Raw genomic sequence first — 12256 nt, 5'->3', positions numbered from 1 at the left:
CCGCCAGCCGCCGCGCCAGGTCGCCGGAGCGGTAGAGGCGGCCCGCGCCGGTGAAGGGGTCGGGCACGAAGCGTTCCGCCGTCAGCGCCTCCCGCCCGAGATACCCGCGCGCGAGGCCGGCGCCGCCGACGCACAACTCCCCCGGCACGCCGACGGGGACGGGGTGCAGGTGGGCGTCCAGCACGTGCAGCGACAGGTCCGGGATGGGGCGGCCGATGACGCTCGCCCCGTGCGCCAGGTCCGCCCGGCGGATGAGGCGGTAGGTGACATGCACGGTGGTTTCGGTGATGCCGTACATGTTGACCAGCAGCGGCGTCTCGTCGCCGTGGCGGTCGAACCAGGGCGCAAGCGCGTTCAGCTCCAGCGCCTCGCCGCCGAAGATCACCAGCCGCAGCGACAAGGCTCCGCCGGCCGCCGCGTCGGCCTGGATGAAGGGGCGGAAGGCGGACGGGGTCTGGTTCAGCACCGTGACCTTCTCGTCGCGCACCAGGGCGTGGAAGGCATCGGGCGCGCGGCTGGTCATCCAGGGCACCACCACCAGGCGTCCGCCGTGCAGCAGGGCGCCCCACATCTCCCACACCGAGAAGTCGAAGGCGTAGGAGTGGAACAGCGTCCACACGTCGCGCTCGTCAAAGCCGAACCAGTGGTCGGTGGCCGAGAACAGGCGGACGACGTTGGCGTGGGTGATCTCCACGCCCTTGGGCCGCCCGGTGGAGCCGGAGGTGTAGATGACATAGAGCAACCCGTCGGGCGCCGCGCGCTCCGGCACGGGGCTCGGGTCCTCGTCCGCCAGATCGGGCGCGTCGGCCAGGATGCGCGTCAGGCCGTCCATCCCCTCCAGCGCATGGGCGGCGGGGCCGTGGGTGAGGACGACGCTCGCGCCGCAATCCTCGACCGTGTAGCGGATGCGGTCGGCGGGGTAGGCCGGGTCCAGCGGCACATAGGCGCCGCCGGCCTTCACCACCGCGAGCACGGCGGCGATCATGTCCAGCGAGCGGTCCAGGCAGAGCGCGACGCGCGTTTCCGGCCCCACACCTTCCGCGATCAGCCGGCGGGCGAGGCGGTTGGCGCGGGCGTCCAGTTCGGCATAGGTCAGCCGCTCGCCCTCGCAGGTGACGGCGACCGCATCGGGGCGGCGGGCGGCTTGCGCGGCGAACAGGGCGCCGAGGGTGGTATCGGCGGCCGCGTCGGCCGTGGCGGCGCCTTGCGCGAGCAGCGCCTTTTCCTCCGCCCGGTCCAGCAGCGGAATACGCGACACGGCGGTGGCCGGGGCGTCGGCGAAGGTGTCCAGCACGCGGCCCAGCATGGTCGCCATGCGGGCGATGGTGGCGGGGTCGAACAGGTCGGTGGCGTATTCCAGGGCGGCGTCCAGGCCGTCGGCGGTCTCGCGCACGTCCAGGGTGACGTCGTACTTGGACGTATGGACGGGCAGCTCCAGCGCCCCGCCCGCCAGCCCCGGCAGGCCGAGCGGGGTTTCCGTCGACAGCACATCGTGTGCGAAGACCACCTGGAAGACCGGCGCGTGGCTCAGGTCGCGTTCGGGCGCGAGCGCGTCCACCAGTTTCTCGAACGGCAGGTCCTGATGAGCCATGGCGTCCAGCATCGCCTCGCGCACCCGCCCGACCAGCGTGCGGATGTCAGGATCGTCGGACAGGTCCACGCGGATGGGCAGCATGTTGACCAGGAAGCCCACCAGCTCCTCCGTCCCTTCCGGCCGGCCGGCGACGGGGGTGCCGATCACCACCTCGTCCAGCCGCCCCAACCGCCCGACCAGTGCGGCCCAGGCGGCCAGACGCACCATGGCGGAGGTGGCGCCGGTCTCTCGGGTGAGCGCGGAGAGGCCGGATTGGGACAGGCGGAAGCGATGCGCGGCACCCCGGCCGGAGAAGGTGGCGGGGCGGGCGTGGTCCGTCGGCGGGCCGGACAGGGCGGGCGCGCCGGCCAGGGCGTCGCGCCACCACGCAAGCTGGCGGTCCATCTCGCCGGCCGCCAGCCAGTCGCGTTGCCAGACGGCGTAGTCGGCGTAGGAGACGGGCAGCGCGGGAAGGTCGGCGGCGGAGCCGGTGGTGTGGGCCTCATAGAGCGCGCCCAACTCCCTCACCAGCACGCCGACGGACCAGCCGTCGCCGCAGATGTGGTGCAGGACGACGACCAGAACGTGCTCGGTCGGGCTCGCGCGCAGCAGCACGGCGCGGAAGGGCGCCTCGCCCGCGGACAGGCTGAAGGGACGGGCGGCGTGGGCGGCGGCCTCGGTCTCCAGGTCCGCGAGCGGGCAGTCGATGACCTCCAGCGGCACGGGCGCCGGCGGCTGGATCAACTGCACCGGATCATCGCCGAAGGTGGTGCGCAAGGTCTCATGCCGCGCCACCAGATCAGTGAGGGCGGCGCGCAACGCCGGCTCGTCCAGCGGACCGGAGAGCCGCAGGGCGCCCGGCATGTTGTAGGTGGCGCGCGGCCCCTCCAGCCGGTCCAGCACCCACAGGCGCGCCTGGGCAAAGGACAGCGGCGGCGGATCATTGGCGGCGTCGCGCGGCGCAATGGCGGGCGGCGCGCTGGCGGCCGTCTCGCCCAGGCGCGCCGCCAGGGCTTCGGGCGTGCGGGCGGCGAACAGGTCGGCGAGGCTCAAGGCCAAACCATGGTCGCGCCGGGCCTTGGCGATCAGCGCGGCGGCCTTCAGCGAATGGCCGCCGAGTGCCAGGAAATCAGCCTCGATGCCCAGCGGCGCGGTGCCCAGGAACGCCTCGAACAGCGCCACCAGGGCCTTTTCGGCGGGGGTGCGCGGCGGTGTGACCGGGACGGCGGCGGCCTTCGGGTCGGGCAGGGCGGCGCGGTCCACCTTGCCGTTGGCGGTCAGCGGCAGGCGCGGCAGGGGCGTGATGGCCGACGGGCGCATGGGCGCGGGCAGGCGGGTTTCCAGCCGCGCCGTCTGGCGATCGGCCAGGGCCTGAGGATCGGAGGCGGCGGCATCGGGCACGATCCAGGCCAGCAGGCGGTCACCGCGCACCAGACAGGTCGCCAGCGCCACGTCGGGGTCTTCGGTCAGAAGGGCCTCGATCTCGCCCAGTTCGATGCGGAAGCCGCGCAGCTTTACCTGATCGTCGCGGCGGCCGATGTATTCCACCACGCCGTCCTCCCGCCAGCGGCAGACGTCGCCGGAGCGGTAGAGGGTGCCGCCGTCGCGGAAGGGGTCGGGGATGAAGCGTTCCGCCGTCAGCTCGGGCCGCGCGTGATAGCCCGACGCGAGGCCCAGCCCGCCGATCAGAAGCTCTCCCGGCACGCCGACGGGGCAGGGGCGGCCCAGGCTGTCCACGATGGTGCAGGTGGTGTTGGCGATGGGCGGGCCGAGCGGCACGTCGTCGGCGTCGGCATCCGTTACCCGGTGGCAGCAGGTGAAGGTGGTGCTTTCCGTCGGGCCGTAGCCGTTGACGACCTCGATCCCCGGATTGGCGGCGCGCACGGCGGCCACATGGCGCGGGCTCAGGCGTTCGCCGCCGGCCATGAGCTGACGGACGGGGGCGAAGACGGTCGCGTCCTCGTCCACCACGGCGTTGAACCAGCTCGCCGTCATGAACATGGCGGTGACGCCGTGGTCGGCCAGGATGCGCCCGAAGGTCGGCGTGTCCATCAGCTGGTCCACGGGTGCGAGCACCACCTTGCCGCCGTTCAGCAGCGGGCCCCAGATCTCGAAGGTCGCGGCGTCGAAAGCGGGCGATCCGGCCTGGAGCGTCACCATCTCCGGCCCGAAGTCCACGAAGTCGCTTTCGCGCACCAGCCGGACGATGCCGTGATGCGGGATGACCACGCCCTTGGGCCGCCCGGTGGAGCCCGAGGTATACATCACATAGGCCGTCGCATCGGGCTCGACGGAGGGCAGCGCGCCGTCGCCGGTCAGGTCCCCGGTCGTGACGACCGCCAGCCCGTCGACCGCGCGGTCGGCCAGGATGAGTGCGTCACCAGCGTCCTCGGCCACCAGCTTCAGGCGCTCCAGCGGCCACGCCGGGTCCAGCGGCACATAGGCCGCACCCGCCCTCAGCACCGCGAGCATGGCCGTCACCAGCGCGCAGGAGCGCTCCACCAGCACGCAGACCAGCGCGCCCGGTGCCACGCCCCGCGCCACCAGCCCGCGCGCGAGCGTGTCGGAGGCGGCATCCAGTTCCGCATAGGTGAGCGTGGTGCCGGTCACGTCCGCCACCGCCACGGCGTCGGGCCGGGCGGCGGCGGTGTCGGCGAACAGGGCGGGGACAGAGGCCGCCGGGATCGTCCGGGCGGTGGCGTTGAAGTCCTCCAGCACCGTCCGGCGCTCGGCCTCGTCCAGGGTGTCGGCGTCGCGCAGGAGCCGGCCGCCGTCGGTCAGCAGCAGGGTGAGCGCGGCGCGCCAGTGCGTCAGCAGGCGGGCGGCCAGGGGCGCGGGCCACAGGCCGGTGTCGTGGGTGAAGGCGGCGGTGCCGTCCGCCTCCACCGACAGCAGGCCGTCGAGGGTGTCCAGGACGGGCGCGTCGGCCGTCAGCCCCGGCACCCGCAGGCCGATCCAGGTGGCGGCGGGGCGCAGCGGGTCCAGCCAGTCGCCGGGCTCCGCACGCTGGTGGGCGGCGGCCTCGTCCATGGCGTCCTGCACCTGTTCCACCAGATCGCGCAAGGGCTGGTCAGGGTCCAGCGGCAGGCGCAGGAAGACCGGCCCCTCCGCGTCTTCATCCTCGTCGTCCAGGTGCAGCGCGGCGGATGCAATGACGGCCTCCGCCGGCGCGCCCCAGCGGTGCAGCACCACGGCCAGCGCCGTCGCCGCCAGGGCGAAAATGTTTGCCGCGTCCCCCTCCGTCACCGCCTCCAGTCGATCCGCCAGGTCCGCCGGCAGGTCGATCCGTGCCGTCTCGCGCGTGCCCGACGCACGGCGGCGGTCGCGGGCGGGGTGCGGCTCGGCCCCGCGCAATCGCAGGCTCCAGAATTCCTGGTCGGCGAGGCGGGCGGTGTCGGCGGGGGCGCGGGTGTCAGGCATGAGCGGGAACCAGGGCGTCGGAGACGATACGGGCCAGCAGCGCGGGCTGCTCGGCCAGGAAGAAGTGGCCGCCGGGCACGGAACGCTGCGCCAGCGGCCGGGTGGAGTGGCACGACCACGCGAGCAGGGTGTCGCGCTGCACGTTGACGTCGCCGTGGGCGCCGATCACCAGGAACGGCAGGTCCAGCGGCGCCTCTTCCGTCATGGCGTAGGTGTCGCAGGCGGTGAAGTCGGCGCGCAGCAGCGGCATCAGGAACTCTACCAGTTCCGGGTGGTCCCACACCTCGTCCGGCGTGCCGCCCAGTGCCTTGACCTCGCGGTGGAAGACGTCGTCGGGCTGATCCCAGATGCGCGGGCGGTCGGACTTCAGGTGCGGCGCCACATGGGCGCAGGGGATGAGCATGTCGGGCATGGGCGCCCCCTCGCGCCGCAGCAGGCGGGCCAGCTCGAAGGCGATCAGCGCGCCCATGCTGTAGCCCATCAGCGCGTAGGGGCGGCCGGGCGCGGGCGTCTCCATCTGGCGGCGCACGTCGGCCGCCATGTCGGTGATGGCGGTCAGCGGGGTTTCGGCGGCGCGGGTCTCGCGGCCGGGCGGCTGAAGGGGCACGGCCTCGATCTCCGGCGGCAGGGCCTTGCGGAAGTCGTTCCAGATGGAGGCACCGCCGCCCGCGTAGGGCAGCAGGTAGAGGCGCAGCGGCGGGCGCGGCGCAGAGCGGACTTGCGCGTTCACGTGGGCACCTTGGCGGAGACGGTGTCGAGGATGCGGCGGAGCACGGCGGCGTTGGCCTCCAGATGGGCGGGCAGCAGCATGTCCACGTGCGGCCCGGCGCCGGCGTGGACGGTGAAGCGCCCGGTGGTGGCGTGGCCCCAGGCGGCGCGGCGCGGGTCGCCCGTGTGGTCGGTGGCCTCGATCAGGTCGATGTCGGCGGCGATGGTGCCCCGGTTGTCGACACTGTCCAGCCAGCGCAGGAAGGCGTCCATGCGCCGGACAAGCATGGACCGGATGGCCGGGTTGTCGACCAGCATCCGGGTTTCCGCGTCGCGGCGGATGTGGTCGGCGAAGTAGTCGAGGTTGCGCTCGATGGCCTCGCGCCGTTCGTCCGCCGGGGTGTCGTAGGTGCGGTCGAGCCGGAAGGTGTCCAGCAGGATCAGGCGTTCGACCGTGCGGCCTTGCGCCTCCAGGTGCTTGGTCAGCTCAAAGCCCAGGTTCCCGCCGCCGGAATAGCCGAACAGCAGCAGCGGCCCCTCGGGCTGGGCCTGGGCGAGCGCGTCGGCGTAGGCGGGCAGCGGGTCCTCGGCCTCGATGAAGTCCAGCGCCGTGACCGGGTGGCCGACGGCCTGGGCGAGCGGCGCGAAGACGCTGCCGTAGCCCAGCACCGGCGGCAGGGCGAAGAGGCGCTGGCCCTCGCCGCCGGAAAGCTCCAGCATGACGCGGGCCTCGTGGCGGTCGGCATAGGCGCGGCGCTCGTCGATCCAGCGGGCCTGATCGCGCAGGGCGGGGCTCTGGAAGACGGCGAGCAGCGGCATTTCGACGCCGAAGGCCTCCTGCACGCGGACGATCAGCTGCACGGCCCGCAGGCTGTTGCCGCCCAGCGCAAAGAACTCCGCCTCCGCTCCGAAGCCCGCGCGGCCGAGCGCGGTTTCCCAGAGGCCGATGAGGGTGGCTTCCGTCTCCGTCGCCGGCGGCTCCGCACCCTCGGCCAGGGCGGGCGCCGGCTCGGGCAGGGCGCGGCGGTTGAGCTTGCCGCTGGCGGTCAGCGGCAGGGCGTCGAGCACGGTGACGGTGGCCGGCACCATGTGGTCGGGCAGGCGGCGGGCGAGGGCGGCGCGCACGGCGGATGGCGCGGGGGTCGAGCCGGCGGCGGTGACATAGGCCGCCAGTTCCGCCTGTCCCGCCACTTCGCGCGCGACCACGGCGGCGGCGGCGACCTCGGGCAGGGATTCCAGGGCGGCTTCCACCTCTCCGGTTTCGACGCGGTGGCCGCGGATTTTCACCTGATCGTCGGCGCGGCCCAGGAACTCGATGGTGCCGTCCGGGCGCCAGCGGCAGCGGTCGCCGGTGCGGTAGGCGAGGGCGTCGCCGTGGCCCGGCTCGGGCACGAAGCGGGCCGACGTTTCGCCGGATGCGGCGCCGATATAGCCGCGCGCGACCGCCACGCCGCCGATCACCAACTCGCCGGGCATCCCAACGGGCGCCGGGCGGTCGTCGGTGCCCAAAATGTGGGCGCGGACGTTGGCGACGGGGCGGCCGATGGGCGGATGGGGCTCCAGCGTGCCGGCGGCGGCGGACAGGCTGTGGGCCGTGACGACGTGTGTTTCCGACGGGCCGTACTGGTTGTGCAGCACCACTTCCGGCCGGGCCTCCAGGAAGCCTTTCAGCGCCCCGGTCACGCGCGGCTGCTCGCCGGACGTGACGATGTGCTTGAGGCTTGCGAGCTTCGGTTGGGCGTCGGGCGCGGCGAAGAGGATTTGCAGGGCGGAGTAGGGCAGGGTGATGAGGTCCAGCCCGTGCGCGGCGACGAAGCTGGTCAGGCGGGCCGGGTCGCGGCGATCCTCTTCCGCCGGGACGTACAGGGTGCCGCCCGACGACACGGCGTAGAGCATTTCCTGCACGGCGACGTCGAACCCGGCCTGGGCGAACTGCGCCTGCCGGAGCCCGTCGCCGATGACGCCGCGCTGCCAGGCGATGAGGTTCGCGAGGCACTCCGCCGTGCCCGTAACACCCTTGGGCCGCCCGGTGGAGCCCGAGGTGTAGACGATATAGGCCGTGCCGTCACCGGTGCGGGGCGTGAACCGCTCCAGCGGCGCGGGCGCGGCGGCGTCGAGCACCGGCACGCCGGGCGCCGGCAGCAGGTCGGCGGTGCTGGGCGCTGTGATGAGCGCGGCGGCCTCCGCGTCGTCGACCATCAGGCGCAGGCGGTCGGCGGGGTAGGCGGGGTCGAGCGCCATATACGCGCAGCCGGCCTTGAGTACGGCCAGGAAGGCCACCAGCCCCAGGCGCCCGCGCGGCAGCAGCACGGCGACCGGCGCGCCCTCGGGCGCCACGGCGGCGATACGGGCAGCCAGCGCGTCGGAGGCGGCATCCAGCGCGGCGTAGGAGAGTATCTCCCCTTCCGCCACCAGTGCGGCGCGCTCCGGGTGTTCGGCGACCCACGTGGCGAAGGGTTCCAGCAGCGCCGGCACGGGCGCCGACGGGCCGGGGACGAAGCGGGCGGTGATGGTGTCGGCTTCCTCCGCCGGCAGCAGGGGCAGGGCGGCAAGCGGCACCTCGGGCTCGGCCACGGCGGCCTCCAGCAGCGCGGTCAGGCGGTGCCACAGGCGCTCGGCGGTGTCGCGGCGGAACAGTTCGGTGGAATACTCCAGGCCGCAGAGGATGTCCCCCGACCCCGCGTCCTCGGCAAAGTGGAAGGTCAGGTCGAAGCGGCTGACGGCGGCCGTTTCCTCCAGGCTCTCCACCGCCAGGTCGGCGCCCAGCGGCTGCGGTGTCGCGCCGTCCTGCAACACCACCATCACGTCGAAAAGCGGCGATCGGCTGGTGTCGCGCGGCAGGTTGAGCGCGTCCACCAGACTGTCGAAGGGGTAGATCTGGTGCTCGAAGGCATCGGTGGCCGTCGCCCGCACCCGGTCGAGCAGCGCCGCGAAACCGGCGTCGCCGTCGACCTGATCGCGCAGGACCAGTGTGTTGACGAAAAAGCCGATCTGGTGCTCCAGGTCCTCGTGCGTGCGGCCGGCGACGGGCGAGCCGACGGCGATGTCCTGCTGCCCCGTCCAGCGGTGCAGCAGGGCCTTCACGCCGGCGGTCAGCACCATGAACAGGCTCGCCCCGCGCGCCCGCGCCAGCCGGTGCAGCTTGCGGCCAAGCCCGGCGGGGATGACGTGGGGTGCCAGGTCTCCGGCGAAGCCCTTCACGCCCGGGCGCGGGAGGTCGGTCGGCAGGGCCAGCGGCTCGGGCCCGCCGCCGGCCATCTGCGCGAGCCAGTAGTCGCGATGCGCCCCGGCCCCGGCCACGCGGCGGTTCTGCCAAGCGGCGAAGTCCTTGTACTGGACGGGCAGCGGCGGCAACTCGCGGCCGTCATAGAGCGCCGTCAGCTCGGCAATCATCACCTGCCCCGACCAGCCGTCGGAGACGATGTGGTGGATGCTGAACAGCAGCGCGTGGCGGTCGGCCCCCAGCGTCGCCACCGTCGCCCGCCAGAGCGGCGCGGCCGCCAAGTCGAAGGGCGTCGCGGCGTCCTTCCGCGACAGCCGGCGGGCCGCCTCCACCGGGTCGGCCTCGGCGGAGAGGTCGGCGACGGTCAGCGGCAGGGGCAGGGCCTCGGCATCAACGATGCGCTGGCGCGGCTCGCCGCCGACGCGGTGGAAGCTGGTGCGCAGGGTCTCGTGACGGGCCATGAGGGCGGCGAAGGCGGCGCGCAGGCGGTCGATGTCCAGCGGGCCGGTCAGCACGACGGCCTCGTGAATGGTATAGGCGACCGGCGCCTCTTCCAGCTGGTGCAGCACCCACAGCCGCCGCTGGCTGTGGGAGACCTCGTAATCCACCGCCGGGGGCACGGGGGTGATGACGGTGGCGCTGCGGCGCTCCCGGTCCGCCAGCAGGGCGGCCTGGGCGCGGAGCGTCGGGTGGCCGAAGACTTCCCGCAGGCTCAACTCCAGCCCCAGCCGCTTGTGCACGCGGGACACCACCTGCGTTGCCTTCAGCGAGTGGCCGCCGAGCGCGAAGAAATCGTCGTCGCGGCCCACCTGATCGACGCCCAGAACCTCCGCCCAGACGGCGGCTAGGGCCTGCTCGCTGTCCGTGGCCGGGGCGACGTAGGCGCTGGCGCGGGCCTTGGCCATGGCATCGGGCGCGGGCAGGCGCTTGCGGTCGATCTTGCCGTTGGGCGAGAGCGGGAACTCGCGCAACGACACCACGTGGCTCGGGATCATGAAGTCGGGGAAGACCACCGACAGGTGGGCGCGGATGGTCTCCAGCGGCACGTCGGCGCGGCTGACGATGTAGGCGCACAGCACCTTGTCGCCGTCGGGCGCGGCATGGGCGGTGACCAGGGCGTCCACCACCTCGGGCAGGGTGCGCAACTGGCTTTCGATCTCGCCGGTCTCGATGCGGTTGCCGCGAATCTTCACCTGATGGTCGGCGCGGCCCAGCAGGACCAGGTTGCCCTCGGGCGTCCACTTCGCCAGGTCGCCGGTGCGGTAGAGCCGGCGGCCGGGATCGTCGGGATGCGGGCGGAACTTCTCCGCCGTCAGGTCGGGGCGGTTCCAGTAGCCGATGGCGACGCCGTCGCCGGCCACGCACAACTCTCCGGGCACGCCGACGGGCTTGAAGTCGGAGTCGTCGCCCGTGCCCAGGATCAGCACTTCGGTGTTGTCGATGGGCGTGCCGATGTGGATGGGCGGCTTATCGGCGACGGAGATGGTGCAGCCGACGGTGGCCTCCGTCGGGCCGTACTCGTTGTAGATGGTGACGTTGGGGCAGATGCCTTTCAGCGTCGCCACCTGCTTTTCCGTCAGTTCCTCGCCGCCGACGATGGCGACGCGGATGCCGGGCACGGGCTCGGGCTCCATCTGGCCCAGGATGGTGATGTGCGAGGGCGTCAGCTTCACCCCGTCGACGCCTGTGTCCGGCTGGAAGATGGCGGCCAACTGCCGGTCCACGTCGTCGGCTCGCAGGCAATGGACGGTGCGGCCCAGGAACAGCGGCACGAAGATGCTGGTCAGCGTCAGGTCGAAGGCCGGCGAGGTGAACAGCGCCATGGAGCCGCCGCCGTAGCCTTCATAGTACGTCCGTGCCGCCCAGCGCATGTAGTTGTGGAAGCTGCGGTGGCTGACCGCCACCCCCTTGGGCCGCCCGGTGGTGCCGGATGTATAGATGATATACGCCGCATCCTCCGCCGCGATCTGCGCCGGCGTGGCATCGGGTGCGGCGTCCGGCGCAAACATGCCGTGCTGGTGGCGGCGGCGCGCGTCCGCCGGCGGGGGCGGAGCGGCCTTGTCGACGGTCAGGATGGTGTCGTAGCGGAACCGCGACAGCTCGCTTTCCACCGACGTGATCTTGTCGGTGTGGGAGGCCGCCGCGACGCCCGGGATCTCGAAGCGCAGGTCATCCAGGAACCCGCGCGCGATGAACAGCTCGTGCGACCAGTCCAGCTTGGTTTTCACCGCCGGATCGGGGTTGTCCTGCTTGAAGGCCGTCAGGTCGTCGATGAGCGCCTGCTTGGCGTCCTGGTCCATCAGGTCGCCCAGGAACACGTGGCCGCGTGGAGCCATGAGCCCGACGGCCTTGCGCAGCACGTCGCGGACGTAGTTGTGGCCGTTCAGGTTCTGGATGACGGAGTTGATGATGACCACGTCATACCCGCCCGCCGCCTCGGCCTCCTTCGCCAGCCGGTCGATGGCGTGGGCCGGCAGCGCGTGCAGGGTAATGTTGTCCAGCCCCAGCCGCGCGCGCTCGGCTTCCGTGTGGCGCAGGATGGCCGGCGAAAGGTCGACGCCGGTGTAGTGCCCGCAGTGGGGCGCGAGGCGGAACATGGTGATGCCGGTGGAGCACCCGATCTCCAGCACCCGCGTCTCCGGCCCCAGCAGCGGGCGGACCTTGGCGTCCACGTTGGCCGCATAGTCGTCCATCACCGCGCGCGACAAGGGCTGCCCGTCGTAGGAGGACAACCAGCCGCCGCCGGTGATGTCGTCCGACGCTTCCTCGCCCACGTAGGCCCAGAGGTCGTCGCGCATCAGTTCCGACAGGGATTCCGGTTCCTCGGCCGGGGCGTCGCTGTCGACGCACAGCACATGGGCGAGGCTCGGGCACTCCCACTGCAGGCGGTTGGCCTCGCGCACGAAGCGCTTTTCGAACACCAGCAGCCCGGCGCCGGCGTCGGTCAGCATGAAGCGCAGGCGGTCCACCGGCAGGTCGGGATTGAGCGGCAGGTAGACGCATCCCGCCTTCAGGACGCCGAGGATCGCCGCCAGCATCTCGGCGGTGTTTTCCGTCAGCACGCCGACCGCGCGCGGCGGGGGCAGGGCAAGCCCGGCGATGAACCGCGCCATGGCCTCGGCCCGCGCGTCCAGTTCCGCGTAGGTCCAGGCGCGGCCGTCGCTTTCCACCGCCACGGCATCCGGCACCCGCCGGGCGGTTTCCGCCAGCAGGTCGGGCAGCAGCCGCGTCCGGTCGAAGTCGCGGGCGGTGCGGTTGAAGCCCGCCAGCGTGGCCTTGAGGGCGGCGCGGTCGTCGTCTTTCGCGACCAGCTTGAAGTCGGAGATACGCAT

At 72.7% G+C, this 12256-nt stretch carries 3 protein-coding genes (1 of these 3 running past the window's edge); all 3 read right to left on the bottom strand.

From position 1 onward, the window contains the following. Tightly spaced (each overlapping or abutting the next), the 3 genes in view from C882_RS12275 to C882_RS12265 form a layout consistent with a single transcriptional unit that may run on beyond the window. Window positions 1–4993 carry the 5' portion of a non-ribosomal peptide synthetase gene (locus C882_RS12275; protein WP_009540933.1) on the bottom strand. 10031 nt of this gene lie to the left of the window's left edge, so 4993 of the gene's 15024 nt are visible here — the first part of the coding sequence; it begins with the start codon at window positions 4991–4993; its stop codon lies off the left edge, out of view. Next, window positions 4986–5723, bottom strand: a complete 738-nt coding sequence (locus C882_RS12270; RefSeq protein ID WP_009540932.1) for a thioesterase II family protein — start codon at window positions 5721–5723, stop codon at window positions 4986–4988. The genes C882_RS12275 and C882_RS12270 overlap by 8 nt, the downstream gene beginning before the upstream one ends. Further along, window positions 5720–12256, bottom strand: coding sequence for a non-ribosomal peptide synthetase (locus C882_RS12265; RefSeq protein WP_009540931.1), 6537 nt, complete (start codon window positions 12254–12256; stop codon window positions 5720–5722). The genes C882_RS12270 and C882_RS12265 overlap by 4 nt, the downstream gene beginning before the upstream one ends.

It is taken from the genome of Caenispirillum salinarum AK4 (assembly GCF_000315795.1).
Lineage (GTDB): Bacteria > Pseudomonadota > Alphaproteobacteria > Rhodospirillales > Rhodospirillaceae > Caenispirillum > Caenispirillum salinarum.
Note: the sequence above shows the minus strand (reverse complement) of the source record. Positions and strands in the feature narration are given on the sequence as shown.

Excerpts from the sequence above, each read along its gene's own strand:
- C882_RS12265 (WP_009540931.1), bottom strand. The coding sequence starts at position 12,256 with ATGCGTATCTCCGACTTCAAGCTGGTCGCGAAAGACGACGACCGCGCC.